We start from the raw sequence: 26,562 nt of genomic DNA, 5'->3' as shown, positions 1-26,562 counted from the left end.
GGCAGGCAAGGAAAGGTCTTCAGTTCGTGGTGGGCAGGCCGGCTTCCTTCCAGGCCCGGAATCCGCCGTCGAGATCGGTCGCGCGGTGCAGCCCGAGGTCCTGCAGCGCCGCCGCGGCCAGGCTGCTGGTGTAGCCCTCCTGGCAGGTGATGATCACCGGAAGGTCGTAGCTGTCGGCGAACGGCAGGCGGGCGTCGCTGCGCGGGTCGAGGCGCCACTCCAGCACGTTGCGCTCGATGATCAGCGCGCCGGGGATCTCGCCGTGCTCGGCGCGCTGGGCGGCCGGGCGGATGTCGATCAGGATGGCGCCGTCGCGGATCGCGGCGTCGGTCTCGAGCGGGCCGAGGCGGTCCAGCCGGGTGCGTGCCTCGTCCAGGATCTCGGCGATGCTCCGGGCGCCGGCCGGCGGTGCGACGGTCACCACTGGGAGCCGGCCTTGTCGACGGTGAGGACCTGGAGACCGGCCGGGCCGAGACGGTACTTGGTCATCGTGGTCAGCGCGGGCCCGTAGACGTGGATGCTGATGGCCGGGTCGGTGCCGCGGTTGACGATCCGGTGCACGTGGTGGGTGCCGAAGCGGCGGCCGGCGCCCTCGCCCAGGTCGCGGGTGACGACGCGGGGTGACTCGGCGGGGCCGCCGACGGTGTCCTCGGTGAGAGTGCCGCTGAAGACGTGGAACGCTCCGGCCGAGCCGCCGTGGTCGTGCAGCTCGGTCTGCTGCCCGGGCAGCCAGGTGAGCAGCCACACCTCGTGGTCGTCGGCGGCCGCCAGCCGGTGGTACCACCGCTCGACCGGGTCGAACCGGGGCGGAACCACCCACCCTTCCGGCGCGTTGGCGAATTGCCGTGCGACGGCGAGGTGGTCGAGTCGGAGGGCGGTGGCAGACATGCGTTCTCCTCGGCGAGGGCATACATAACCTATCGGCAAGATAGGTTTTACCACAGATCTTGACGACGTGGGACGGTTTCCTGGATCCGACGTGTCCCCCGAAAGAGGCTTAAGCGAGTTTGCCTCTTTCCTGACGGGATGCGAAGAACTGCTGTCCGCAATGTCGTGGACACGCTGCGTCGAACAAAGTGGCCGGTCTGTCACCGGAATGGACGACTGCCTCAGCCGTTACGGCAGAGTTCCTGGTCAGGACGTCCGTGGGCAATTGAGAAAGCTATATGGTGAGGCCGCCGCGGAAGTGGATGCGGCATCCCCCCGATGCACGAGGACGGACACGTGTTGAAGTCACGCCGCGGTCTGCTCGCCGCCGGCCTCACTCTCGCGGTGATCGGCGCGATCGGAGTCGCCTCCACCCTCAAGGCGGGGGCCGAGCAGATTCCGGGCGTGTCCGCGGCGACCACGGCTGCCACCGTCGCGGCCGCGCCCGCACTGAAGCCGCCGTCCAAACTGCCGTGGGGCACCAGGCCGCAGCAGGTCAAGCGGGGGCGGAACGGCGCGACGAGCAAGTCGCTGAAGACCGCCGGGCTCAGCGTCGCCGGGCCGGCCCAGGGGGACTCCGGTGGGCCCGAGGAGGAGTTCGCGCCGAAGGGTCGCAGCAACCGGTCGACCTACCTGCGGACTGCGAAGACCAGTGTGGTGCCGCCGGAGCCGTCCGCCGAGCCGTCGGCCTCCTCCGGCGGTGGTGACGACACGGTCAACTTCATCTACAACGTCGGCTCGCAGGCCGCCGTGTCGGACGGCGCCTACGTCAACCTGACGATCAACAAACCGAAGCTGGACCAAAGGGACTATCACACCCTCGCCGAGCTCGCTGTGCAGTCCGCGGACGGCAACCAGATCGTCGAGATCGGGTGGAACGTCGACCGCCTGGTGAACGGTGACGACGACCCGCACCTGTTCGTCTACCACTGGGTCAACCGGCAGACGTCCTGCTACAACGGCTGCGGTTTCGTGCAGTTCAGCAAGACCGTGATCGCCGGCGACACGCTCGCTGTCGACCAGCAGAAACGGTTCGGCATCCAGTACTACAACGATGCCTGGTGGGTGGCGTTCGACACCGAGTGGGTCGGCTACTTCCCGGCCAAGCTCTGGGGCGACATCGAGTTCACCAAGACCGGGCTCGTCCAGGTCTTCGGCGAGGTGGCCGCCTCCTCCGCCAATCCGTGCACGGAGATGGGCAACGGCAAGAAATCGAACGACAAGACCTCGGCCCGGATCGGCAGTGTGGCCTACCTCAACGGCCCGGATCCGAGCGTCACCGTGCGCAGCACCAGCGATTACTACACCGTCGAGCAACTGAGCCCGCGAACCTTCCGGTACGGCGGTCCCGGCGACTGCGCCACGGCCAGTCCGTCCCCCAGTTCTTCCCCCAGCTCTTGATCCACTGATCGCACCCTCGATGCCCGGTCCCTCGTTAGGGGCCGGGCATCGACGTTTTCCGGTTTCTTGCCCCCACCGTGAACCGGATCGCGTGCCACGATGTACATCCGGGTGGCCGGGCGGAACCCGAGGGGAGCTGGCGCCGATGAAGCGACGGGTGAGCCCCGACGAGCAACTGATGACCGCGCTCTACACGGAGCACTACGCAGTTCTGATCAATTTCGTCTCGCGATACGTCTCCGATCGGCACAAAGCCGAGGATCTGGTGCAGGAGACGTTGCTACGAGCGTGGAAGCACATCGACCACCTCGACCCCGAACCGGGCCGAACCAGGTCATACCTGCTCACCATTGCTCGTAACGTGGTGACCAACGCATGGCGGGCGGAACAGCGCCGGCCACGCCTGGTCTCCGACGAGACAGCGGTCAACTCCGTGCCGTCGGCAGACAATGTGGATCAAATGGTGGAGGGCTGGCTGGTCGCGGAAGCGCTGGAACGGCTCTCCCCGGAACATCGGGCGGTGATACAGGCCATGTATTACGAGGGGCAGAGCGTGGCCGACGCGGCACGCCGGCTCTCGGTGCCGGAAGGCACGGTGAAGTCGCGCGCCTACTACGCGGTTCGTGCGCTCCGCGCCGTCTTCGAGGAGATGGGCATGCTCCGGAGCGGGGGTGCGGCATGAGCAGACTTGCTTCTCGCGCCGGCACCCGGAAGGAGGTGACGGCATGAGTGATCTCGACGAGCACGACAGCCTGCACCGCTTGCTGGGCGGCTACCTCCTGGGTGGCCTGGACGAGGCCGACACCGACCGGCTCGACGCGCACCTGCACGACTGCGCCGAGTGCCGGGCCGAGCTGGACAGGCTCGCGCCTGTGCCGGACATGCTGCAACACCTGCCGGACGCCCGGCACCTGGGCGGTGATCTTCCGCCGCTCACTGTCGCTCCGGCCGCGCGGCCGAGTCCGCAGAACATCGAGAACCTGCTCAGCCGGATGCGAGCCGAGAAGACCAGAGAGAGCCGGGTCAGCCGGACGCGGTGGCTGGTCGCCGCGTCGGTGGCGGTGATCGCGGCCGGCGCCATCGGCTACGGCGTGATCGTCAACAACGGTGGCGGCGGTGGCACCCCGCAGAACCCGCCCGCCGCGGTGCAGCAGATCACCGCGAACTTCCAGGCCGCGGCCGGCAGCGGGATGACCGGTCAGGCGACGCTGGTCAAGAAGGCGTGGGGCGTTCAGGTCTCCCTCAACATGACCGGGATGTCCGGCAAGGCGCCGTTCTTCTGCATCGTCAAACGGGCCGACGGCAAGCAGGAACAGGCGGCGGTCTGGGGTGAGACGCCCGAGCACACCGCGAAGGTCGACGGCTCCAGCTCCTTCACGGCAACCGACGTGAAGGAAATCCTGATCACCGACGCCGACGGAAAAGCGCTCGGCAGCGCCACCGTCACCTGAGCAGAATCGGGGGCATGCCTGTCGATCTCCGCATGCCCCCGAAGCTCCGTCCCGGCGACCGGGTCGCGGTGCTGTCCCCGTCCTTCGCCGCGCCCGGCCTCTTCCCGGAGCGGCATGAGCAGGCGATGCGCCGCGTCCGCGACGTGCTCGGCCTGGAGCCGGTGGAGTTCCCGACCACCCGCCGGCTCGGCGCGACCCCGGCCGAGCGCGCCGCTGACCTGACCGCGGCCTGGGCCGACCCGTCGATCCGGGCGGTGTTCGCGACCATCGGCGGCGACGACCAGCTCACCGTGCTGCCGCACCTCGACCCGGCGGTGTTCCGGGCCGACCCCAAACCGTTCTTCGGCTTCTCGGACAACACCAACCTGCTCAACTGGCTCTGGGGCCACGGCCTCGCGGCGTACCACGGCGGGTCGACGATGATGCACCTGGCGCGTGGCGAGGGCGTCCAGCCGGTGCACCTCGCGACCCTCCGGGCGGCCCTCTTCGACGGCGGTGACCTGGTCATCGCGCCGGTCGACTCGTTCAGCGAGGAGGAGGTCGACTGGCACGAGCCCCGCGCGCTGACCGAGTCGGCGCCCGCGACGCCCAGCCCCGGCCGGGTCTGGCACCGTCCGGACACCGTCGTGAGCGCGCCGACCTGGGGCGGATGCCTGGACATCCTCCACTGGAACCTGGCCGCCGGCCGCTGGATCCGCCCGGCCGGCGACTACGAGGGCTGTGTGCTGCTGCTGGAGACGTCCGAGGAGATGCCGTCCGCCGAGGACGTCTTCCACATGCTCCGCAACTTCGGCGAACGCGGCCTGCTGCGGCAGTTCCCCGCCGTCCTCGTCGGCACGGCGAAAGCGACGCACTTCATGAGCCCGCGCCCGGTCCCGGAACGTCAGAAGTTCCGTGACGAGCAGCGCGAGGCGATCCTGCGGGCATTCGGCACGTACCACCCGTCCGCGATGATCGTCTTCGGTGTCGATTTCGGACACACCGACCCGCAGTACGTGCTGCCCCACGGCGGCCGGATCACTGTCGACGGCCCCGCCCGCACGATCACCGCCCACTACTCGTGACCCCGCAGAACACCGAAGATCAACTTCAAGATCGTCATGTCCCAGGTCCGCTGTGGTCCCTCTCCGCTGCTCCCGCGGGGACCCTTCCGGGCCTCGCAGGGCCGTGGCCGGCCCAGAACGCAAGGCCCTCCAGGGCGGCCTCCGTGGCGGGGCACGGTCACAGCAACAAACCCGTCCACAGCCGCGGTTGTTCTCGCGAGCGATTACGACCGTGAGCGCCAGCCGGTGCCGCGGCCTACGCCGGAGTCGAGGTGGTGCCGCGGCCGGGGTCTCGGCTGGTGCTCACGGTTGTCTTCGAGCGCGATTACGACCGTGAGTGCCAGCCGGTGCCGCGACGTGCGCCGGACTCCGGGTCACCGCGCGGCGGCGGGGTTCGGCTGGTTCTCCAGGGGTGCTTCACGACCGTGAAGCACCCCTGGAGAACCAGCCCTCGCACTTGGTCTAGGAGGGCTCTCCCGCTCGGGGCTGGACCGGCGGAGCGGCGGGGTCGCAGAAGGAGCGATTCGCGGACGGCTTCGGTGGGAGGCGGCCCGGGATGGCGAGGAACGCCGCGACCGCCCCCGCCGCCATCAGGCCGGCGCAGATCAGCATCGCGTTGCGGTAGACCGGTTGCAGCTGGGCAGACTCGGTCAGTGATCCCGTGCCCAACCCGGCGGCCAGCGGCAGGACCGCGACCGAGAGCAGCCCGGCGGCCCGGGCCACCGCGTTGTTGACGCCGGAGGCGATGCCGGCGTGCGCGTCGTCGAGGGCGCCGAGCGCCGTGGCGGTGAGCGGGGCGACGAGCAGGGCCAGGCCGAGCCCGAAGAGGATGACCGCGGGCAGGACCCGGGTCAGGTAGGGCGCGTCCTCGCCGATCATCGACATCAGCACCAGCGCCGCGCCGCAGAGCAGCGGGCCCACTGTCATCGGGATTCGCGGGCCGATCCGCTGGCCGAGAGCCCCGCCCCGGGCCGAGAGCAGCAGCATGATCACCGTGACGGGGAGCATGGCCAGGCCGGCCCGTAGCGCCGGATAGCCCGCCACCACCTGCAGATTGACCACGACCAGGAAGAACACGCCGCCGTTGGCCGCGTAGACCAGGAACGTCACCAGGTTCGCCCCGGTGAACGCGCGATGCCGGAAGATCTCCGGCGGCACCATCGGGTGCGGCGAGCGCAGTTCGGCGACGACGAACGCCGCCATCCCGAGCACGCCGGCGGCCAGGGGGATCAGCACGACGGGCGAGCCCGCGCCGTGCGCCGGCCAGGCGGTGAACCCGTACGTCAGACCGCCCAGCCCGGCGGCCCCGGTGAGCAGCCCGGCCACGTCGAAGCGGCGGGCGGCGCCCGGGTCGCGGGACTCCGGGACGTGCCGGGACGCGACCCACAGGACCAGCGCCGCAACCGGCACGTTGATCAGGAACAGGTATCGCCAGCTGCCGAACTCCAGCAGCCAGCCGCCGAGGAACGGCCCGAGCGCCCCGCCGACGCCGCCCAGCCCGGACCACGCGCCGATGGCCTTCGCCCGATCCTCCGGGACGAACGACGCCTCCAGGATCGCGAGCGCGCCGGGGGTGAGCAGCGCGCCGCCGATGCCCTGCAGGACCCGGGCCGCGATCAGCAGTTCGATGTTCGGCGCGACGCCGCAGAGCAGCGAGGCCAGCGCGAACCAGGTGACGCCGGCCATGAAGATCCGTTTACGCCCGAAGCGGTCACCCAGCGAGCCACCGACCAGGATCAGGGAGGCGAGCGAGAGCGCGTAGCCGTTGATCGTCCACTGCAGGCCGGCCGCTGACGCGTCAAGGCTTCGCCCCAGCTCGGGCAGGGCCAGATTGACCACGGTGGCGTCGACGAACGCCAGGCTCGAGCCCAGGACGGTGGCCAGCAGCACCAGGCGTCCGGCCGTGGTGCCGTACCGAACCGGATTCATGCGGCGACCCTACGCGGCGCCCGGTCCGCGCAGCCGATCAGGCCGAATGCCGGATCCGGAGATCTTCGTGACGGGTGAGCGGGGCCGGCGGCGCGGCGTGCCGGGCGGCGGCCAGGGCGGCGCGGGAGGCCGCCACCGAGCGGACCGCCCCGGTGCCGGGCCGGCGCAGCAGGTGGCCGAGCCGGGCGACCAGCTCGTCCCTGGCGAACGGCTTGCACAGGTAGTCGTCCGCGCCGGCGTGCAGCGCGTCGGTGATCCGGTCGCGGTGCACGTCCGCGCTGACCACCATGATCGGTAAGGATTCCAGGGCGGGATCACTGCGGATCCGGCGGCACAGCTCGATGCCGGACAAGCCGGGCATACGTACGTCGATCAGGGCGGCGTCGACACCACCGTGGGCCAGCACGTCGAGCGCGCCACCGGCGTTGTCAGCGGTGACGATCTGGTAGCCGAAGCGCCGCAGGGCGAGGGAGAGCAGATCACGGTGGTCGACCTCGTCGTCGGCGATCAGAACGGTGAACACGCGGACCTCCAGAGGTCGGGCTGCGACGTGCCTACTCCTGTTCGGCAACGGGGTGGAACCACTGAGCCCCCGTGAGGTCGAATGAGCCGGGAGGACGAATGATCAGACCGGCACGAGAATCAGACATTCCGGCGATGCAACGGATCGAGGTCGAGGCCGGGCGGATGTTCCTGGCACTGGGGATGGACGCGGTCGCCGGCGACGATCCGTTCCCCGCCGCCCACCTGCGGGAGTACGTGTCCACCGGCCGCGCCTTCGTCGCCGACGACGACGCGGGGCAGCCCATCGCGTACGCGCTGGTGAAGTGGGCCGACAGCACAGCGCACCTGGAGCAGGTCTCGGTCGATCCGGTCGCCGCGGGTCGCCGGCTCGGCGCGGCGCTGGTCGAGCGGGTCGTGACCTGGGCGAGGGAGCAGGGCTCGCCGGCGCTGACCCTGACCACGTTCGCCGAGGTCCCGTGGAACGCGCCGTACTACGAGCGCCTCGGATTCCGCCGGCTCGCCGGGGACGAGCTCACGCCGGAGTTGCGGGCGATCCGGGCCGAGGAGGCCGCGCACGGGCTGGACGTGTGGCCCCGTCTCGCGATGCGCCGTGACCTGTGACACGACATAGGGTGGAGTGATGCGCGCTGCCGTCTTCTCCGAGCCCGGTCCGGCCTCCGACGTCCTCGCGATCGTCGACCGTGGTCTGCCGCTGGCCGGCGCGGGCGAGGTCCGGGTCCGGATCGTGCTCTCCGCGGTCAACCCCACCGACACCGGCACGCGCGCCGGTCGTGGCGTGCCCGACGGTGTCGCCCCGCCGCGGGTGCCGAATCAGGACGGCGCCGGCGTCGTCGACGCGCTCGGCGAGGGGGTCAAGGGTCTCGAGGCGGGCGACCGGGTCTGGGTGTGGGACGCCGGTTACGGCCGGGCGAACGGCACCGCGCAGGAGTTCGTGGTGCTGCCCCGCCGCCAGGTGGTTCGGATGAACGACGACGTCCCGTTCGAGGTCGGCGCGGCCCTGGGCATCCCGGCGCTGACCGCGCACCGCTGCCTGACCGTGGCCGGCGACGGCCCGGCGCGGCTGGCACCCGGCGCGCTGGCCGGGCGCACCGTGCTGGTCGCGGGCGGCGCCGGCGCGGTCGGCAACGCCGCGATCCAGCTCGCCAAGTGGGCCGGCGCGACCGTGCTGACCACGGTGAGCAGCAAGGAGAAGGCGGAGCTGGCGAGCGCGGCCGGTGCCGACGTGGTGATCGACTACCGCGAGGAGGACGTGGCGGGGCGCATCCGTGAGGTCAGCAGGACCGGCCCGCACGTGATCGTCGAGGTCGACACCGGCAACCTCGAGCTCGACCTGGACGTGATCGCCCCGGGCGGCAACATCGCGATCTACGTGGCCGGCGAGGTCCGGGTGCCGTTCTTCACGGCGAACCTGAAGAACATCAGCCTGGATTTCGTGCTGACCTACACCACGACGCCGGAGGAGAAGGACAACGCGGTGGCCGCCGTCGCCGAGGCGGTGAACGCCGGCGCCTTCCGGGTCGGCGAGGAACACGGCCTGCCGATTCTCCGCTTCCCGCTGGACGGGGTGGCGCGAGCGCACGAGGCAGTCGAGAATCACGCCGTCGGCAAGGTGGTCATCGAGGTGACCGAGCCCTTGTCGGGTTAACCCTACCAACGGCTGGGCGGTCCGCAGGATCGGAACGGAGGGCGCCGATGCCTAGCGTGGAGGACATGACAATCTCGTACGCCGGTGCTCCGGCCGCCCCGACCATCGCCCCGGCCCGGCGCTACCTGCGTCAGCTGGGCGTCGACACGCAGTATGTGCTGCTCGGCTTCCCGCTCGGATTGATCACGCTGGTCCTGTGCATCACCGGTTTCGCGACCGGCATCGGCACCGCGATCATCTGGATCGGCCTGCCGCTGCTGGCCGGCTCGCTCGCCATGTCCCGCGGCTTCGCTCACCTGGAGCGGCTGCGGATCGGCCCGGTGCTGCGCCGCCGCATCCCGCATCCGCATTACCGCGCGTCGAAGTCGCAGAGCTGGGTCGGCAAGATGTTCAGCCCCCTCGCCGACGGCCAGTCCTGGCTGGACCTGGTGCACGGCATCTTCCGATTCATCCCGAGCACGATCGCGTTCTGTTTCGTCTTCACCTGGTGGGTCGGGACGCTGGGCGGCCTCACCTACGCCGCGTGGGACTGGGCGTTGCCGCACCCGCCGGAGAACCAGGATCTGCCCGAGCTGCTCGGCTTCGACGACACGGCGCTCATCCGGGTCACGTTCTACCTGGTCATGGGCCTGTTCTTCGCGGTCACCCTGATCCCGGTGGTGCGCGGCTCCGCGCTGCTGGAAGCGCAGTTCGCCCGGGGCCTGCTCACCGGGGTCGACGAGCTGCGCCAGCAGGTGGCCGACGCGAACGCCGCCCGCGACACCGCGCTGGGTCAGAAGGCGGCCGCGGTCTCGGCCGAGGCGACCGCGCTGCGCAAGCTGGAGCGCGACATCCACGACGGGCCGCAGCAGCGCCTGGTCCGGCTCGCGATGGATCTGGGCCGCGCCGAGCAGCAGTTCGCCACCGATCCGGAGCTGGCCCGGGCCACCGTCGCCGAGGCGCTCAGCCAGACCCGGGAGACGCTGGACGAGTTGCGGGCGCTGTCCCGCGGGATCGCCCCGCCGATCCTGGTGGACCGTGGCCTGCAGGCGGCGCTGACCGCGCTGGCCGGCCGCTGCACCATCCCGGTGGACCTGGACGCCCCGGTCTTCGAGCGGCTGAACCCGGCGGTCGAGTCGACGGCGTACTTCGTGGTCGCCGAGGCGCTGACCAACGTCGCCAAGCACAGCCACGCCAGCGAGGTGCAGGTCAGCGTGCAGCGGATCACCACCGGCCTGCTGGTGACCGTCGCCGACGACGGGGTGGGCGGCGCGAGCCTGGCCAAGGGGCACGGCCTGGCCGGCCTGGACGATCGGGTCAAGGCGGCCGGCGGGGTGCTGGCCGTGGAGAGCGCCGAGGGCGAAGGGACCCGCCTGACAGCGGCACTGCCGCTCTGACAGAGTGGCCGCATGCGAGTGGTTATCGCCGATGATGCGGTCCTGTTGCGCGAGGGCTTGATCCGGCTCGTCGAGGAGAACGGTCACACCGTGGTGGCGGCCGTCGGTGACGGGCCGTCCCTCGTCGACGCGGTCGTCGAGCATCGTCCGGACGTCTCCATCGTGGACGTCCGGATGCCGCCGTCGCACACCGACGAGGGCCTGCGCGCCGCGGTGGAGGCGCGCAGCCGGGTGCCGGGCAGTCCGATCCTGGTGCTCTCGCAGTACGTCGAGGTCTCGTACGCCGATGATCTGCTGGCCGATCGCCGAGGGGCGGTCGGCTATCTGCTCAAGGACCGGGTGTCGCTGGTCGCCGACTTCCTGGACGGCCTGCGCCGGGTCGCCGAGGGCGGCACCGTGCTCGACCCCGAGGTGGTCGGCCAGCTGCTGGTCCGGCGCCGGCGTGACGATCCGCTGCGCAGTCTGACCCCGCGCGAGCGTGAGGTGCTGAGCCTGATGGCGGAGGGGATGTCGAACACCGCGGTCGCCCGCAAGATGGTGGTCACCGAGGGTGCGGTGGAGAAGCACGTCCGGAACATCTTCACCAAACTCAATCTGCACCAGGACGAGGAGCAGCACCGTCGCGTCCTCGCGGTGCTGGCCTACCTCCAGACGTAGGGTTATCCCCACCCCTGTTGGGGGGCTCACCTGATTCAAACCGATCGCTGCGATCCATAGCGTTTCCAGGCATGGAGCACAGGGGGAAAGTCAAAGGGATCGCGCCTCGGGTCGCGATCTGGAGCGCCCGCCACCGAGCGCTCGCGATCTTCGGATGGATCGCTTTCGTGGTCGCCGCCACCGTTCTCAGTGGTGTGCTGGGCAGCCTCGCGGCGTCGAACGCGGAGCAGGGCAACGGTGATTCCGGCCGGGCCGAGAAGATCGTCGAGGGGGCGGGCTTCCCGGAGCAGCCGGCCGGCGAGATGGTGCTGATCCAGAACCGGTCCGGCGCCGATCGGGCGGCCGCCACCACGCAGCTCACGAAGGCGCTGTCGGGGCTGAGCGACGTCACCGGCGTGCAGGACCCGATCCAGTCGCCGGACAACCGGTCGACCCTGATCACCTTCCAGGTCAAGGGTGACCCGGAGACCGCGAAGGACCGGGTCGGCCCGGCACTGGACGCGGTGGCGAAGGCGCAGACCGAGCACCCGGAGCTGTTCATCGCCCAGGGCGGTGACGCCAGCGGCGACAAGCTGATCGGCGACGAGCTCGACGAGGGGCTCGCCCGGCTGTCGATGCTCTCGATCCCGGTCACGCTCGGCATCCTGCTGGTGGCGTTCGGCGCGGTGGTGGCCGCGCTGCTGCCGGTCGGCCTGGCGGTGACCGCGGTGATCGCGGCGATCGGCCTGATGGCCGCGTTCAGCCGCCTGGCGCCGACGGTCGACGCCACGTCCCACGTGATGCTGCTGGTCGGCCTCGCCGTCGGCGTGGACTACTGCCTGTTCTACATCCGCCGGGAGCGCGACGAGCGTCGCAACGGCGCCGATCCGGAGCGGGCGCTGATGATCGCCGCGCAGACTTCCGGCCGCTCGATCTGGGTCTCCGGGCTCACCGTGATCGTGGCGATGGCTGGCATGTTCCTCACCCACGACACCACGTTCGTCAGTTTCGGTCTGGGCACCATCCTGGTGGTCACCACCGCGGTGCTGGGCTCGCTGACGGTGCTCCCGGCCCTGTTGTCGGCTCTCGGCGACCGGGTCGACGCCATCAAGATCCCGGGGCTCTACCGGCGTCGCAGCGACGGCCGGTTCTGGGGCGGGCTGCTCAAGGTCGTGCTGGCCCGGCCGCTGATCTCGGTGCTGGTCGCGGTGGCGGCACTGGGCGCGCTCGCGGCCCCGGCACTGGACCTGAGAACCAAGGCGGAGGGCATCGACGACCTGCCGCACGACGCGCCGATCGTCCAGGCGTACAAGGCGATCGGTGAGGCGTTCCCGAGCAAGACCACGCCGGCCCGGGTGGTCGTGCAGAGCGGCACGGTCAAGAGCGACGAGTTCCAGCAGGCGCTCACGACCTTCCGTGCCCAGGCGAAGGCGAGCGGTCAGCTCGTCGAGCCGATCGACGTCGAGATCAACCCGGCCGGCACGGTCGCGGTGGTCTCGGTCGGCCTGCAGGGCAAGGGCGACGACAGCGCGGCGATGGCCGCCCTCGACACGCTGCGCGGCCGCATCGTGCCCGCCACGTTCGGTGCCCTGCCCGGCGCGACCGCCCTGGTCTCCGGCGAGACCGCGTCGAATGCCGACTTCAACGAGCAGCTCGACGAGAGCCTGCCCTGGGTGTTCGGCTTCGTGCTGGGGCTGGCGTTCCTGCTCCTGCTGGTCTCGTTCCGCTCGGTCGTGATCGCGATCACCGGGGTCGTGCTCAACCTGCTCTCGGTGGCCGCCGCCTACGGCATGCTGGTCTACGTCTTCCAGTACGGGCACTTCGAGAAGCAGCTCGACTTCGTCTCCAGCGGTGGGATCACCAACTGGATGCCGCTGTTCCTCTTCGTGATCCTGTTCGGCCTGTCGATGGACTACCACGTCTTCGTCCTCAGCCGGATCCGTGAGGGCTACGACCGCGGTCTGGACACCCGAGCCGCGGTCCGTGAGGGCATCGGCCGCACGGCTGGCGTGATCACCAGCGCGGCAGTGGTGATGGTGGCGGTGTTCTCGCTCTTCGCGACGCTCCCGCTGAACTCGACGAAGCAGCTGGGCGTGGGGCTGGCGGCCGCGGTGCTGCTGGACGCCACGATCGTCCGGGCGGTGCTGCTCCCGGCCGTGATGGCGATGCTGGGCCGGGCGAACTGGTGGCTTCCCAGCTGGCTGCGGTGGCTGCCGGAGATCGCTCACGACGTGGAGCCGGCCGTCGAGCCGGTGCAGGCGGGACGTCCGCTGACCCCGGTCGGCTGAGGTCCGCGGTCTCGGTCCGGGTGCGCTTCGCACCCGGGCCGCACTGCTTCCGGCGTACGGGGAATCGGGGTTGAGGGTGAAGCGCGAAGCGCCATGCCGCGAGGGTCGGATTTCCACGGCGCAAGATCGTCGCCTACAGTGGACGCTGAAACCGCTCAGGCACAGGTCAACAGGCATTTACATCGTCTGTTTCAGGTCGTTTCACGCGATCGGTGGATCTGTCCCGAGCGCCCGGAACCGGCCGGGGAGGACGCCGCCACGTCCCCCCGGCCGCCCGCGCGATAGCGTGACCGCACATGGATCTCGACGTGGACCGCCGTGCCCTGGCCGTCGTCGCGGCCGGTGGGGTGCTCGGCGCGCTGGCCCGCTACGGCATCGGCGTCGCCTGGCCGCACGCGCCGGCCGAGTTCCCCTGGGCGACCTGGTCGATCAACGTCTCCGGGTGTTTCCTGATCGGCGTGCTCTACACGCTGCTCGCCCGTTTCCGCGGCGGTTACCGGCTGACCAGGCTCTTCCTCGGCACGGGCGTCCTCGGCGGCTTCACGACGTTCTCGACCGCCGAGGTCGACGTGCAGCGCGGGGCACCGGTGGTCTACCTGGCGGCGACGATCGTCGGCGCGTTGCTGGCGGTCTGGGCGGGCAGCACGCTCGTCTCGGCGGCCTGGAAGCGGTCGTGATGGTCGTCCCGGCCGGACGTGAGCGCGCCGCGACGATCGCCTCGGCGGGACCTGAGCGCACAGCGACGATCGCCTCGGCAGGGGAGCAGCGCTCATGACGGTGCTGTTCGTGGCACTCGGCGCGGCGATAGGGGCGCCCCTGCGCTACCTCACCGACCGTTACGTTCAAGCGCGTTACGGCACCGGTTTCCCGTGGGGCACCCTCGCGGTGAACGTGGCCGGGTCGCTCGTGCTGGGCCTGGTGCTCGGGATGCGGCTCCCGTCCGGTCTGACCGCGCTGATCGGGACCGGGTTCTGCGGGGCGCTGACGACGTATTCGACGTTCTCCTGGGAGACGTTGACCTTCGCCCGGCAGGGAGAGCAGGCGAAGGCCTTCGCGTACGTGCTGGTCAGCGTCTTGGCCGGGTTGGGCGCCGCCACCTTGGGCGCCATCCTGGCCGCCACTGTCTGAAGCGCCGTGCCCACTGGTTCCCCGGGAGGTCCCAGCCCGGCTGAGCCCCCCATCCGAGCCAGGGTCAGGACTTCTCCGAGGCCGGCGGCGTGGCAGATAGCGCAGCGTTCTCCGAGGCCGGCGGTGCGGCGGACAGCGCGGCGGCTGCCGGGGCCGGCGGGGTGACGGACAGCGCGGGGCTTCCCGAGGCCAGCAGATCGTCCATCGCGGCCGCGGTCAGGGGCTCCGCGAAGTAGTAGCCCTGTCCCAGCTCGCAGTTGCCGTCCGCGAGCTCGCTCAACTGCTCCACGTGCTCGATCCCCTCGGCGATCGTGGAGAGCTGCAACGCCTGCCCGAGCTGGATGATGCCGAGGGTCAGCGCCGCGGCGGCCGGCATGTCCCCGATGTCGTCCACGAACGACTTGTCGATCTTGATGATGTCGACCGGGAAGTTCCGCAGGTACGCCAGCGACGAGTACCCGGTCCCGAAGTCGTCGATCGCCAGCCGCACCCCGAGCGCCTTGACCGCTTCGAGCCGCCGCAGCGTCTCCGGCCGATGATCCACGAGCAGCGACTCGGTCAGCTCGATGATCAGGCATTTCGCCGGCAGCCCGCTCTCCTGGAGGGCGGACGAGACCAGTTGCGGAAGGTCGGCACGCTCCAACTGGACCGCGGAGAGGTTCACACTCACGGTCAGCGGTGTGTCCTCGTCACGCTGAGCGTTCCACCGGGCCGCCTGCCGGCACGCCTCGCGCAGCACCCACTCGCCGATCGGCACGATCATCCCGGTTTCCTCGGCGAGCGGGATGAACTCCATCGGCGGGATCATCCCGCGCTCCGGGTGCTGCCAGCGGACCAGTGCCTCCAGCCCGGAGATCTCCTGGGTGCGCAGCCGCACGATCGGCTGGAACCGCAGCTCGAACTCGTGCCGCAGCACCGCCCGGCGCAGGTCGGCCTCCATCTCCAGGTGTTTCTGGAACGAGGCGCGCATGGCCGGGTCGAAGACGGCCAGCTGGTCCTTGCCGTGCTTCTTGGCCTCGAACACGGCCAGGTCCGCGCGGACCAGCAGGTCGTCCGCGTCGGTGCTGCCGGCTTCCGCCCAGGCCACGCCGATGCTGCAACTCGCGTAGAGCTCCCGCCCGTCGAGGGTGAACGGCTCGCGGAGCGCGGCCACGATCCGCCGTGCCACCGGCACCGCGATCTCGAGCCCGGGGACGTCGGGCAGCAGCACGGCGAACTCGTCGCCGCCGAGCCGGGCCGCGGTGTCCCCGCCGCGCAGGCAGTCGCGCAGCCGGTCGGCCACCGCGGTCAGCAGCCGGTCGCCGATCGCGTGCCCGAGCGAGTCGTTGACCACCTTGAAGCGGTCCAGGTCGATCAGCAGCGCGGCAACCCCGCTGGAGCCCGTCGTGGCCAGCGCGTTCTCCATCCGGGTGGTGAAGAGCGAGCGGTTCGCCAGGCCGGTCAGCGAGTCGTGGAACGCGTGGTTCATCTCCCGCAGCGTGCGGGCGTCGGTGATGGCCAGGCTCACGTGCTCGGCGAACGCCAGCAGGATCTCCTGAGAGGCACGATCCCATTCGCGTACGCCGTGGAAGGAGCCCACGAACAACGCGCCGACCACCACGTCGTCCTCGTGCACCGGAACCGCCATCACGCTGCGCAGCTGGGACCGGACGATCTCCGGCACCGCGATCGGCGAGTTCGCGTAGTCGTCGACGGCGACCAGCTCGTTGCCCATCATCGCGAGCCCGGCCACCCCGAGCGAGGCAACCGGCATCGACTGCATGCGTTGCACGCCCTCGTCGGAGACGCCCCGGCTGGAGATCAGGCTGGTCCGGTTCGGGTCGTCGAGGTCGAGCACGGTCAGCCCGGACAGTTCGACGTCGAGCAGCTGGGCCGCGCTCGCGGTGATCTGGTCGAGGATCCGGCGCAGCGGCTCGCGCCGGGCGATGGCCCGCTGCACCGCGCTGAGCTCGTCGAAGAGCTGCTGGCGGCGCTGCAACGAGTTGATCAGGGTCTCGTTCTCGGCGGCCTGGCGGCGCTCCACCTCGATCAGGTGCAGCGCCTGCAGGCTGAGCTCGAGCACGCGGGCCATGCCGCGGAGGAGGCAGACCTCTTCCACGGTGAACGGCGTTTCGCGGCCGAGCACCAGCACGCCGGGGGTGACCCCGCCGAGGTGGGCCAGGGTGACCGTGTACGGACGGTCGTCGACCTGGAAGGTCGAGCGCCGGCCGGCCGCGATCTCGGTCAGGGCGTATGCCGGGATGCGCTCGACCGGCAGGCCGACCGCCGCCACGGCGCCGCCGTCGACCATCAGCACCGCGAGGTCGGCGTCGAGCGCGCGCACCGCGCATTCGACGGCAGCATGCTGGGCGGCAGCCTCATCGGGCCGATCGGCTACGACGGCGAGGAACTCCGTCAGTTGCTGGGTGGCGAGCACAACGTTGCAGTCGGCCACCGTCCAGCGCAGTTGAGGAATTGCAACCGGCGCGCGTCCGGGTCGAGGAGTGCTGTGCCAATCTGGTCACGAGCGGTCATTATTCCGTCACTCATGGTTGTCATGTCCGGTTCGGTGCGCCTGAATAGAGTCCGTGGCCACCCTTGACGAACCACCGCACGCGGAGCCGGCCGGGCTCGCCCACGGTCGTCTCGGCGCCGGCAACGCCGCGTTCCTCGGCGCGGCCGCGGCCACGCCGATCGCCACTGTGGTCCTGGTCATCCCGCCGGTCCTGGCCGCCGGCGCCGGGCCGCTGGCGGCACTCGCGGTGGCCGCCGTCGCGGTCGTCCTGTTCCTTTTCGGTACGCCGTACGCCGCCATGATCCGGCGCATGCCGAGCGCCGGAGCGGCCTACCCCCAGGTGGCCCGCGGTCTCGGACGGCCCGCTGCGCTGACCGCCGCGTGGCTCGCGCTCGCCGGTTACCACGCCATCCAGCTCGGCCTCTACTCGCTCGCCGGTCAGGCCGCCGCGCCCCTGCTGCACGGCTGGCTCGGGGTGGCCGTGCCGTGGTGGGCGGTGGCGGCCGGGTGCTGGGCGGTGGTCGCGCTCGCCGGCACGCTGCGGGTCGAGTTCGCCGCCGCGGTGATCGCCGTCCTGGCCGTCGCCGAGGCCGCGGTGCTGACCGGCCTGGCCGGTGCGTTCGTGGTGCGGCCGGCCGGCGGGCGGATCGCGACGAGCACGTTCCTGCCCGGCGACCTGTCCGCGATCGATCGTCCGTTGCTGGGTCTGCTCCTCGCCGTGGTGGTGCTGGCGTTCGCCGGGTTCGAGACCACCGCGGTCTGCTCCGAGGAGGGCCGCGACCCGCACCGCACCGCCGGCCGTGCTGCCCGGATCGCGATCCTGCTGCTCACCGTCCTGCTCGCCGGGGTCACCTGGAGCATGATCGTGGCCGCCGGCCCGCGCGGGGTCGCCGGTCGGGCCGCCGCTCGCGGTCCGGAGCTGATCTTCGCGCTGGCCGACGACCGGCTGGCCCCGTGGGCGGTCACTATCGGCAGGGTGGTGCTGGTCACCGGGCTGCTCGCCGGGATTCTCGCCGTGCACCACGTGCTCGCCCGGTACCTGTTCGCTCTCGGACGGGAACGGGTCCTTCCCGCCGTACTGGGCAATGTCTCGCACCGGACCCGCGCGCCGCGCGCCGCCTCCCTGACCCAGTCGCTGGTCGCGGGCGCCTCCCTGCTCGGCGCGGTGCTGGCCGGAGGCGGGGCGTCGGTGCGGACGGCTCGGTGGCTGACCGTGGGCGGCAGCCTTGCCGTTCTGGTGTTGTTGCTGCTCACGGCGGTGGCCGCGCTCCTGCACCTGAACCGGGTGCCGGGGCGAGAAAACCTGTGGAGCCGGTTCCTGGCGCCCGTCCTGTCCACCGTGTCGCTCGGGGCGCTGCTCTACCTGGCGTTGCTCAACCTTCCCGAGCTGCTGGGGGTGCCGTCCGGATCGCCGTGGGTGCTGGTGGTGTCGGGCGGGCTCGGCGGGTGCCTGGTGGCCGGTTGCGTTCATGCGCTCGTGCTGCGGTCGGCACGGCCGGTCCGATACGCGGGCATCGGCCTGGGCGGCGCCGCGCTGGTGATCACGCCGTCCCGCCCCCGGCCGGACGCCGACGCCCGGAACAGCGCAGACCCGTGGCCGTGGAACACGCCGGCGGTCACCCCGGACGCGCCCGTTTCCGGCGGATCCGATTCCGGCCGGCTCGCGAAGGTGCCGCGGCAACGCACGCCCGGAGCCCATCGGCCCGAGCGGGTGCACCCGGAGGTCAACGGCTGACCCGGCGGTCAGTCCGGTTCCGCCGCCAGCGGGACGGCGCTGCCACGGATCAGCCCGAGCTGCACCGGCTGACGCGACAGCATCCCGTCGAGCATCCAGTCCGCCGCCACCCGAACCCGGTTACCCGGCATCGACATCAAGTGGTAACCCCTGGTCACCGCCTTGGCCGCGGCCCCGCCCAGCGGCACCCCGAACGGATCAGCGGCCGCCGACCAACCCCCGAGATCAACCACGAAACCGAGATCCCGATGCCGGTACGGTCGCCGCCGCCCCTGCCCGTAGGACGCCGCCACGTTGCCGGCCACCAGCCGCCCCTGCCGCACCGCGTGCTGCGCCGTCATCCCGGTCAGCGCGCCCGGGTGCATCACGTCGGGCACCGCCGCGGCGTCCCCGCAGGCGAAGACGTCCGGACGGCCGGGCACGTTGAGGAACTCGTCGACGACCAGCCGCCCGTCCCGGGTGGCCAGCCCCAGGCCGGCGACCAGCGGCTCCGGACGCACCCCGACGCACCAGACCAGCGTCTTCGTCGGCACGCTCTCGCCGTTGGAGAGGCGCACCGCGTCGGAGCCCGCGTTCGCCACGCCGGTGCCGGTCAGCACGCGCACGCCACGATGGCGGAGCACCTCCGCGGCCGTACGCGAAAGCCGGGGGTCAAGGGTCGGAAGCACCCGATCCGACGTGTCCAGGATCAGCCACCGCGGCGACAGCGAACGCCCGGCGGCCAGCGCTGCGGTGAACAGCGCTCCCTGCGCGGCCACCTCGGTCCCGGTGTAACCGGCTCCCGCCACGACGAACGTACACCTGGCCTGACGTTCCAACGGATCGTCGGACTGCGCCGCCAGCTCGATCTGCCGGGTCAGGTGGTCACGCAGGTAGAGGGCCTCCGCGATGCCCCGGAAGCCATGGGCATACTCGGTCACGCCGGGCACCGGCAGCAGCTTGTTCACACTGCCCAGGGCGAGCACCAGCCGGTGATACCCGATGACGCCACGCCTGCCCTCCGGGTCGGCCCACTCGACGGTACGGGCCTCCAGGTCGAACGCGCCGGCATGCCCCAGCAGGACCCGCACCCCGGGCAGCGTCAGCGGCACCGAGATCCGCCGCGGCTCCAGCAGACCGGTCGCGACCTCCGGCAGCAACGGCAGATACAGGAAGTAGTCGGTCGGGTTCAGCAGGACGATCTCGGCCCGCCCCCGGGCGATGCGTGTCAACCGCCGGGCCGCGGTGTACCCCGCGAAGCCGGCGCCGACGATGACGATCCGCGGACGTGGCATGCGGAACAGCCTGCCACCGGCACAAACCCTCGCGACGAAGTTGCCGAAAGTTGACCGGCGAAGTGGCACGATCGAAGGCGATGACCGCGACCGGGGCTCCGGCGGCGGCGCCGCCGGCGACCGGCCCACCTCGACGGTGGCGCCGGGGACCGCTGGTGGCCGTCGTGATGACAGTCGTGCTCGGCGCCGAGCTGATCCTCGGCTGGCCGGCCCTGCGACAGGCCTTCACCCAGCTCCGCGCCCCGCACTGGGGCTGGGTCGGCGTGGCGCTGATCGCCGAGATCGTGTCGATGGGCACCTACGCGCGGATGCAGCGCGCCCTGCTGCGCGGCGCCGGCACCAAGGTCAGCGTGCGCCGCCACGTCGCCATGGCCTACGCCGCGCACTCGTTGAGCGTGACCCTGCCCGGCGGGCCGGTCTTCTCCACCAGCTTCAACTTCCGGCAGATGCGACGGTACGGCGTGTCGTCCGCCGAAGCCTCCTGGTGCATCGCCCTGAGCGGTGTCCTCTCCACCGGCGCCCTGATCCTGGTCGGTTCCGTCGGCGGCCTGCTGGCCCGCAACACCGGCAGCTGGCGGTCACTGGCCGGCTATGCGGCCGGGGCGGTCGCGGTGACCGCCGCGGTCCGGCTCCTCGCCGGGCATCCGCTGTGGCTGGAACGGCCGGTACGCGCCCTGCTCGGCGGCGTCAACCGGGTACGCCGCCGGCCCCCGGAACACGGCGCGGACCGGTTGTTCGGCTTCGTCACGCAGTTACGGGCGATCCGGATCCATCGCGGGCACTTCGCCGTGGCGGTGCTGCTGGCCTGCGCCAACTGGCTGTTCGACGCACTGTGCCTGTGGGTCTGCTGCGTGGCCGTGGGAGCCGATCGGATCACGCCGGTGCACCTGCTGATCGCGTACTGCGCGGGGATGGCCGCCGCCAGCGTGCCGGTGGTCCCCGGCGGTCTCGGCGTCGTCGACGGTGCTCTGGTGCTCGGGCTGGTGGCGGGCGGACTGACGAGTGCCAGCGCGGTCGCGGCGGTAGTGCTCTACCGGGTGATCAGTTTCGGCTTCATCATCGGCGCGGGGTGGTTGGTGTGGCTGCTGCTGAGGCGCCGAGCACGGGACAGCGCGGAGGCGCCGAGCAGGGACGGGCATGAGGCGCCGAGCACGGGCGCCGGAGCCTGAGGCACCGAGCACAGGACGGGCCTGAAGCGCCGAGCACAGGACGGGCCTGAAGCGCCGAGCACGGGCGCCTGAAGCGCCGAGCACAGGACGGGCCTGAAGCGCCGAGCACGGGCGCCTGAAGCGCCGAGCACGGGCCGGCGACTGAGGCAAGTTGTCCACAGCGGCGCGTTGTCCACAGGCCGCCGGCATGATCTCGAGATCTGAGGCGACAATGACGGCAGAGGAGGTGGCCCCCCATTGGGAGGGTGGGTTCTGCCTGGTGGCCCTCGATCAGGTGCGCTCCTCCGGGCGGATCGGCGCCTCGTTCCCCCTGCGCCCGAACATCTTCCACCCCCGTTTCTTCTTCTCCACCACGGGCGCGGCGACCCCGTTGAGGATGTCGAGCCGCTGCCGCGCCACCGGGTTGTTCGGCTCCAGCCGCAGGGACGTGGTCAGCGCCTGCCGCGCCTGGTCGACGTGCCCGAGCGCGGCCAGCGCCACCCCGTGCGTGAAGTAGTAGTGCGCTTCGTTCGGGTCCAGGCCGATCGCCGTACGCGCGGCCTGTTCGGCATCGGCGAGCTGGCGGTCGGCGGCGAGCAGCGCCCACGCCACCCGGTCGTGCCAGAGCGGGTTCTTGGGCTCGACGATGACGGCACGGTAGGCCATCGACATCGCCTCGTCGTGCTTGCCCTGCAGGGTGAGCGCCCGGCTGGCGATGGCGAGCGGGCGCGGGTCCTCCGGGGCCAGCTCGATCGCCCTGTGCGCGGCGGCGAGCGCCGGTTCGACCTGGTCGAGGGCGAGGCGGATACGGGCCATCAGGATCCAGCCGGCCGGGGTCTGCGGGTTGCCGGCCAGGACCGGTTCGAGCATGGCGGCGGCTTCGGCCGGCTGCATGTTCTCGAAGAGGGCGGCGGCCCGGGCGACCGCCATGTCGGCCGGGTCGGCGAAGGCACGCTCGGCCACGCCGGGATAGGGGGGCGGCGCGACGGCAGCGGGCGGGGGAAACGCGGCGGCGGTGGGGACCAGGTCAGTCATCGGGCCGCTCCGGGTAGCCAGGGGACAGGGCTCACAACGGACACTTCGGCACCCGGCGGCGATTTGTTAGGTAATACCGCTTAAACCCGGGGAACCATCGAGGTGAGCAGCCGCACCGCGAACCCGGCCAGGCTCGCCACCCCGAGCAGGACCGGCAGCCAGCCGGCCGGCGCCACGGTCGCGACCAGCAGCAGGGCGAGGGCCAGGGCCGCCGCCGAACTCGCGGCCCGTTGCCGGCTCACCACTTCCCTGAGGTACGACCGCAGCACCGGGTCGAGACGGGCGAGAAAGTAACCGGCGTATCCGGCCGGGGCCAGCGCCGCCGTCGCGGCCAGTGCACGGGCCCACCCCGCCGAGTCGTCCGAGACCCGCCAGCCCAGGTACGCGAAGACCACCATGATGATCGCGGTGTAGACCAGGAACTGCCGCAGCGCCGCGTCGAGCAGGTGCCGGCTCGCCTCCTGCCGTGGGTCCGCCCGCAGCGCCGCGACCAGCCCGGTCACGCCGCGGGCCAGGCGTCGCAGCGCGAACGGGTTGCGGTGCACCACGTCGAAGGCGGCCAGCTCGTGCCGGGCGATCGCGTTCTCCGGGTCGATCCGCAGCGCGTCGTGCAACGCCTGCCGCGCCCGGTCGGGCAGGTTGAGCTGTTTCATCACCATCGCGTACGTGATCCGGAAGTCCGCCTCGTCCGGGCCGAGCCGCACCGCCTCGCGGGCCGCGTGTTCCGCCTCCACCGCGCGTTGTCCCTGCTCCATCAGGGCCCAGGCGAGCCGGTTGTGCCGGTACGGGTTGTCCGCCTGCCGGGCCACCGCGGCCTGCGCCATGGCGATCGCCTCGTCGTGGCGCCCGAGCGCGGTCAGTGTGCGGCTGAGCGCGGTGAGCGCCTCAGCGGACCCGGGTGCGTGCTGCACGGCCCGTGCCGCCACCTCGTGGGCCAGTTCCGGTTTCTCCAGGGCGAGCTGCGCGTGGGTCATCAGCACGAGCGCGGTCACGTGGTCCGGCTCGGCGGCGAGCACCGGGCCGAGCAGGTCGGCGGCCGCCCCGGCTTCACCGCGTTGCAGCTGGAGGCGGGCCAGCGCGATGGGCTGGCTCACGCGTGCCCGCCCGGCTGCCATCCGCCGGAGTGTGCCCGGTCGTGCGGCTCCTGCGCGGGGACGGTGGCGTAGGCGCGGACCGGGAAGCTGCCGAACCCGGCGATCCGCGGCGGGACGGCGGTGAACCGGGCGCCGTGCACGGGCAGCACCGCCAGGTTGGTGAGGTGCTCGACGATCGGGATGCCGGCGGCCAGCAGCAGGCTGTGTGCCGGCCGTTCGCCGCGGGCCTGCGCCGAGATGTCGTCGAGGTTCACGGCGTCGATGCCGACCACTGCCGCGCCCCGGTCCACCAGGTCCTGTGCGCCCTCGCGGGTCAGGTAGGGCGCGTCGGTCACGTAGTCCTTCGTGGCCCAGTGCCGGTCGCCGCCGGTGTGCAGCAGCACCGCCCGCCCGGCCACGTCCACCCCGGCGAGGGTCTCGGGGGTCACGCCGCGGGGGCCGCCGATCGCCCGGACCACCACGGCCGGGACCTCGGCGAGGCGTTCCAGGGGCAGGCCGGCCAGGTCGGCGGCGTCGGCGTAGCGGTGGAACGGGCTGTCCACGTACGTCCCGGTGTTGCCGACCATGGTGATCCGGTCGATGGCGAACTCCGTGCCGGGCGCGTACCGGTCGCGCGACTCCGACCGGGTCAGGTGCTGACGCAGCTGCGGGGCGGGCAGACCCGGGTAGGTGATCAGCCCGTCCCGGATGACATGGCTGAGCTCGACGAACCTCGTACGCGAAACGGGTCTTTGCAGGGGAATGTGTGGCTCGCCGAAGACTCTGACACCGCTCAGCCGCGCCCGTTCGACGGGACGCGGCGCCAGCAGATCGACGAGACGCTCGGTGATCTCCGCCTCGGTGACGTCGGCGTGCGGGACGTCGACCTGGAACCGCCGCGCGTTCAGGTCACCCCCGTCGGCGAAGGTGACCTCGGCGTCGAACTCGGCCCGGTACCGCAGCACAGCGCCTCCCTGGAAGGAGCTGGAAAGATCAGGACAGGCCGATCACGCCCTCGACGATCAGCCAGATGCCGAAGATAGCGAACAACGCGGCCGCGCCCCACTTGATGATGTGCTCGGGAAGGTGACGGCCGAGCAGCCGCCCGACGAGGATGGCCAGCGCGTCGGCGGCCACCATGCCGATCGTGGAGCCGATCCAGGTGGCGACCCAGCCGTGCTGGGTGGCCAGCGTGATCGTCGCCAGCATGGTCTTGTCACCCAGCTCGGCGAGGAAGAAAGCGCCGCCGACAGCGAGGATCGCGGAGCCGGTGGAGCGTTCGGCCTTGCTCTTCTCGTCGTCGGTCAGCTCGTCGCCGCGCAGTGTCCAGGCGCCGAAGGCGAGGAATGCGACACCGGCGATCAGCGAGATCCAGTCGGTGGGGATGGCGGCGCCCAGGCCGTACCCGATGCCGACCGAGACCAGGTGGACCAGCGCGGTGGCGACGGTGATGCCGATCAGTGTCGGCGCCAGCTTGAATCGGGTGGCGAAAGTCATCGCCATGAGCTGGGACTTGTCGCCGAGCTCGGCGACGAAGATGACCGCGAAGCTGAGGCCCAGCGCGGCAAGGAAAGCTGACACGAAACTTCTCCCGGTTGACGACGACCGGGGGTTGGGCGCAGGGCGACCTCGACCCGGCCGTCAGTGATGAACAGCCTGGTCGAAGGTCTCGCTCGCCTCTGGTCGAGGCCGCGCGGCCGGAAATCCCGGAGGATCTCAGTATGTCGACCGCGACATTGGGAGCTACTCCCCTTCGCGGGGTCGAGCATAGCCGACCTGGTCGGTGGCCCGGTGGAGAGCTTCACCACCGGGCCTTTCGGCGACGGTGGGTCAGCGGCCGATCAGCCGCTGCAACCGCAGCCGGTCGAGCAGCTCGGCCGAGCGCTTCAGCATCGGCTGCGCGGGAACCGGCTGCGCCAGCGGTTTGCACTGCTTGTCCGAGTGGATCCCGGCGACCCGCGCGGGCAGCGCCCCGGTGGCCAGGTAATCCGCGATCGTGTCGTCGACACAGGCGTTGCCGAAGAGCGATCCGGCGTGCGTGGTGCCGCCGACGCCCTCGATCAGCACCGAGCGGGGGAAGAGCTCACGAACCTCGAGACTTCCGCTGTACGGCGTGGCGGCGTCCAGTGTCTCGCTGAGCAGCAGCACCGGCGGGACCTTCGCCCCGTTCACCCGGACCGGCCGCCCCGCCGGCGCGGCCCAGCTCCGGCACGGCGCGTTGTACCAGGCATTGCCCCACGTCTCGAACGGCGCCTGGTGGTAGACCTTCCAGTTCTGTTGCGACCAGGTCGCCCAGGTGGCCGGCCAGGGCGCGTCGGTGCACTGCACGGCCAGGTAGACGGCGTAGTTGTTGTCCGAGCCCGGGGTCTGCGGGTTGTTCTCGTCGTAGAGCGTCTTGAGCCCGCCCGCTTCCTTCTTGGTGACCCAGTTCGAGAACGCGCGGGCGACCTTCTCCCAGCCGAAGACGTAGTACCCCGGCTGCAGGAAGATGTCGGTCAGCTCGGCCGGGCCGATCACGCCGGCGGCCGGCTCGGCGGTCAGCGCGGCGAGCTGCCGGTAGTAGAGCTTCTCCACGGCCGGGCCGGTCTTGCCGAGGTGGTAGACCTTGTCGTGCTTGGCGATCCACGCGAAGTAGATCTTGATGTTGCGGTCGAAGGCGATGTCCTGGTCCAGGTTCGACTGGTACCAGACGTGGTTCGGGTTGACGTTGCCGTCCAGGACCATCCGCCGCACCCGCTCCGGGAAGAGCGTGGCATAGACCTGGCCCAGGTACGTCCCGTACGAGAATCCGTAGAAGTTGATCTGTTCGACGCCGAGCGCCTTGCGGATGCTCTCGAGGTCACGGACCGAGTCCTCGGTGCGCATGTGGTGGAGCAGCGGGCCGCCGGCCTTGGCGCAGTTCGCGGCGTACTGCCTGGCCCGGGCGTGCCAGGCGGCCTCGATCGCGGGGGTGCTCGGCACGTAGACCGGCCGGTTGTACCCGGTGTAGTCGCTGTCGCAGGTCAACTTCGGCTTGCTGGCGCCGACGCCGCGCGGGTCGAACCCGATCCAGTCGTAGGCGTCCCCTGCGTCCTTCGGCACCTTGGCGCCGAGCGTCGCCAAGCCGCGCCCGGCGCCACCCGGGCCGCCCGGGTTGACCAGCACCACGCCCTGGTACTTGTCGTCCGGGACGGTGTGCTTGACCCGGGCGACGGCCAGCTCGATCTTCGTGCCGCCCGGGTTCGCGTAGTCCATCGGCACGGTGATCGAGCCGCACTCCGCGCCCTGGGCCTTGAGGGACACCTCGGTGCAGGGAGTCCACACCATCGCCGCCGGCACGTGATGCGGTGTGCCTCGCGGCGGAGCGGCCTCCGCCGATGTGATCGCGGTGCCGGCCGCACCGAGCGCGACCACGGTGGCGGCCGCCCAGATTCTCTTCATACCTCGCCCTTCGGTGTCCGATTCGCCCCATATA

General features: G+C 71.2%; 24 protein-coding genes. 13 read left to right on the top strand and 11 right to left on the bottom strand.

Going from position 1 to position 26,562, the window contains the following annotated elements; translation table 11 throughout:
* Positions 1-19 precede the first annotated feature (19 nt).
* Entirely contained in the window at positions 20-421 is a 402-nt protein-coding gene (locus Acy02nite_RS31220; RefSeq protein WP_203748095.1) for a rhodanese-like domain-containing protein, read from the bottom strand.
* Positions 418-888 (bottom strand): cysteine dioxygenase, encoded by a 471-nt coding sequence (locus Acy02nite_RS31215; protein WP_203748091.1) that lies wholly within the window; start codon positions 886-888, stop codon positions 418-420. The genes Acy02nite_RS31220 and Acy02nite_RS31215 overlap by 4 nt, the downstream gene beginning before the upstream one ends.
* 336 nt (positions 889-1,224) lie before the next feature.
* Here Acy02nite_RS31215 and Acy02nite_RS31210 point away from each other — a divergent pair, with 336 nt between their 5' ends.
* The 4 genes from Acy02nite_RS31210 (at position 1,225) to Acy02nite_RS31195 (ending at position 4,843) form a co-directional block, all read left to right on the top strand.
* On the top strand, positions 1,225-2,328 hold the full coding sequence (locus Acy02nite_RS31210) for a neprosin family prolyl endopeptidase (protein WP_239175387.1): 1,104 nt from the start codon (positions 1,225-1,227) through the stop codon (positions 2,326-2,328).
* Between the two features lie 145 nt (positions 2,329-2,473).
* Complete coding sequence (locus tag Acy02nite_RS31205) at positions 2,474-3,010, top strand: sigma-70 family RNA polymerase sigma factor (protein WP_203748078.1); 537 nt, start codon at positions 2,474-2,476, stop codon at positions 3,008-3,010.
* 43 nt (positions 3,011-3,053) lie between these two features.
* Positions 3,054-3,779: a zf-HC2 domain-containing protein gene (locus tag Acy02nite_RS31200; RefSeq protein WP_203748076.1), complete on the top strand. Its 726-nt coding sequence runs from the start codon at positions 3,054-3,056 to the stop codon at positions 3,777-3,779.
* Positions 3,780-3,793: 14 nt separating this feature from the next.
* On the top strand, positions 3,794-4,843 hold the full coding sequence (locus Acy02nite_RS31195) for a S66 family peptidase (RefSeq protein ID WP_239175386.1): 1,050 nt from the start codon (positions 3,794-3,796) through the stop codon (positions 4,841-4,843).
* 441 nt (positions 4,844-5,284) lie between these two features.
* Here the strand turns inward: Acy02nite_RS31195 and Acy02nite_RS31190 are convergent, their stop codons facing one another.
* Complete coding sequence (locus Acy02nite_RS31190; RefSeq protein WP_203748075.1) at positions 5,285-6,751, bottom strand: DHA2 family efflux MFS transporter permease subunit; 1,467 nt, start codon at positions 6,749-6,751, stop codon at positions 5,285-5,287.
* Between the two features lie 37 nt (positions 6,752-6,788).
* Positions 6,789-7,274 (bottom strand): response regulator transcription factor, encoded by a 486-nt coding sequence (locus Acy02nite_RS31185; protein WP_203748072.1) that lies wholly within the window; start codon positions 7,272-7,274, stop codon positions 6,789-6,791.
* Between the two features lie 134 nt (positions 7,275-7,408).
* On the opposite strand from Acy02nite_RS31185, the gene Acy02nite_RS31180 reads away from it, so the two are divergent.
* The 7 genes from Acy02nite_RS31180 to crcB all read left to right on the top strand — a co-directional run bounded on the left by Acy02nite_RS31180 (position 7,409) and on the right by crcB (position 14,349).
* On the top strand, positions 7,409-7,876 hold the full coding sequence (locus tag Acy02nite_RS31180; protein ID WP_239175385.1) for a GNAT family N-acetyltransferase: 468 nt from the start codon (positions 7,409-7,411) through the stop codon (positions 7,874-7,876).
* 19 nt (positions 7,877-7,895) lie between these two features.
* On the top strand, positions 7,896-8,921 hold the full coding sequence (locus tag Acy02nite_RS31175; protein ID WP_203748070.1) for an NADPH:quinone reductase: 1,026 nt from the start codon (positions 7,896-7,898) through the stop codon (positions 8,919-8,921).
* Positions 8,922-8,986: 65 nt separating this feature from the next.
* Positions 8,987-10,297 carry a sensor histidine kinase gene (locus Acy02nite_RS31170; protein WP_203748068.1) on the top strand — a complete coding sequence of 437 codons (1,311 nt, stop codon included), beginning with the start codon at positions 8,987-8,989 and terminating at the stop codon, positions 10,295-10,297.
* A 12-nt stretch (positions 10,298-10,309) separates the two neighbouring features.
* The gene (locus Acy02nite_RS31165; RefSeq protein ID WP_203748066.1) at positions 10,310-10,954 is read left to right on the top strand and encodes a LuxR C-terminal-related transcriptional regulator; all 645 of its coding nucleotides are present in this window, start codon (positions 10,310-10,312) and stop codon (positions 10,952-10,954) included.
* Positions 10,955-11,025: 71 nt separating this feature from the next.
* Positions 11,026-13,221: an MMPL family transporter gene (locus Acy02nite_RS31160; protein ID WP_203748064.1), complete on the top strand. Its 2,196-nt coding sequence runs from the start codon at positions 11,026-11,028 to the stop codon at positions 13,219-13,221.
* A 296-nt stretch (positions 13,222-13,517) separates the two neighbouring features.
* Positions 13,518-13,898 (top strand): fluoride efflux transporter FluC, encoded by a 381-nt coding sequence (locus Acy02nite_RS31155; protein ID WP_203748062.1) that lies wholly within the window; start codon positions 13,518-13,520, stop codon positions 13,896-13,898.
* A gap of 94 nt (positions 13,899-13,992) precedes the next feature.
* Positions 13,993-14,349 (top strand): fluoride efflux transporter CrcB, encoded by a 357-nt coding sequence (gene crcB / locus Acy02nite_RS31150; protein ID WP_203748046.1) that lies wholly within the window; start codon positions 13,993-13,995, stop codon positions 14,347-14,349.
* Positions 14,350-14,413: 64 nt separating this feature from the next.
* Here the strand turns inward: crcB and Acy02nite_RS31145 are convergent, their stop codons facing one another.
* Positions 14,414-16,783, bottom strand: a complete 2,370-nt coding sequence (locus tag Acy02nite_RS31145) for a putative bifunctional diguanylate cyclase/phosphodiesterase (protein WP_239175383.1) — start codon at positions 16,781-16,783, stop codon at positions 14,414-14,416.
* A 133-nt stretch (positions 16,784-16,916) separates the two neighbouring features.
* Here Acy02nite_RS31145 and Acy02nite_RS31140 point away from each other — a divergent pair, with 133 nt between their 5' ends.
* Entirely contained in the window at positions 16,917-18,578 is a 1,662-nt protein-coding gene (locus Acy02nite_RS31140; protein WP_239175381.1) for an APC family permease, read from the top strand.
* An 8-nt stretch (positions 18,579-18,586) separates the two neighbouring features.
* Here Acy02nite_RS31140 and Acy02nite_RS31135 read toward each other — a convergent pair whose 3' ends face one another.
* Positions 18,587-19,852: an NAD(P)/FAD-dependent oxidoreductase gene (locus Acy02nite_RS31135; protein WP_203748043.1), complete on the bottom strand. Its 1,266-nt coding sequence runs from the start codon at positions 19,850-19,852 to the stop codon at positions 18,587-18,589.
* Between the two features lie 167 nt (positions 19,853-20,019).
* Between Acy02nite_RS31135 and Acy02nite_RS31130 the strand changes: the two genes are divergently transcribed.
* Entirely contained in the window at positions 20,020-21,021 is a 1,002-nt protein-coding gene (locus tag Acy02nite_RS31130; protein WP_239175389.1) for a lysylphosphatidylglycerol synthase transmembrane domain-containing protein, read from the top strand.
* A 270-nt stretch (positions 21,022-21,291) separates the two neighbouring features.
* On the opposite strand, the gene Acy02nite_RS31125 is transcribed toward Acy02nite_RS31130, so the two are convergent.
* From Acy02nite_RS31125 to Acy02nite_RS31105, 5 genes are all read right to left on the bottom strand, one after another.
* On the bottom strand, positions 21,292-22,035 hold the full coding sequence (locus Acy02nite_RS31125) for a tetratricopeptide repeat protein (protein ID WP_203748037.1): 744 nt from the start codon (positions 22,033-22,035) through the stop codon (positions 21,292-21,294).
* An 80-nt stretch (positions 22,036-22,115) separates the two neighbouring features.
* Positions 22,116-23,129: a tetratricopeptide repeat protein gene (locus tag Acy02nite_RS31120; protein WP_239175380.1), complete on the bottom strand. Its 1,014-nt coding sequence runs from the start codon at positions 23,127-23,129 to the stop codon at positions 22,116-22,118.
* Positions 23,126-24,073, bottom strand: a complete 948-nt coding sequence (locus tag Acy02nite_RS31115; RefSeq protein WP_203748033.1) for a cyclase family protein — start codon at positions 24,071-24,073, stop codon at positions 23,126-23,128. The genes Acy02nite_RS31120 and Acy02nite_RS31115 overlap by 4 nt, the downstream gene beginning before the upstream one ends.
* A gap of 28 nt (positions 24,074-24,101) precedes the next feature.
* Positions 24,102-24,689 (bottom strand): TMEM165/GDT1 family protein, encoded by a 588-nt coding sequence (locus tag Acy02nite_RS31110; protein ID WP_203748031.1) that lies wholly within the window; start codon positions 24,687-24,689, stop codon positions 24,102-24,104.
* Positions 24,690-24,938: 249 nt separating this feature from the next.
* Positions 24,939-26,528: an alpha/beta hydrolase gene (locus Acy02nite_RS31105; RefSeq protein WP_203748029.1), complete on the bottom strand. Its 1,590-nt coding sequence runs from the start codon at positions 26,526-26,528 to the stop codon at positions 24,939-24,941.
* Positions 26,529-26,562: the final 34 nt, after the last annotated feature.

It is taken from the genome of Actinoplanes cyaneus, assembly GCF_016862095.1.
GTDB lineage: Bacteria > Actinomycetota > Actinomycetes > Mycobacteriales > Micromonosporaceae > Actinoplanes > Actinoplanes cyaneus.
This window is presented reverse-complemented; position numbering and strand designations above follow the sequence as displayed.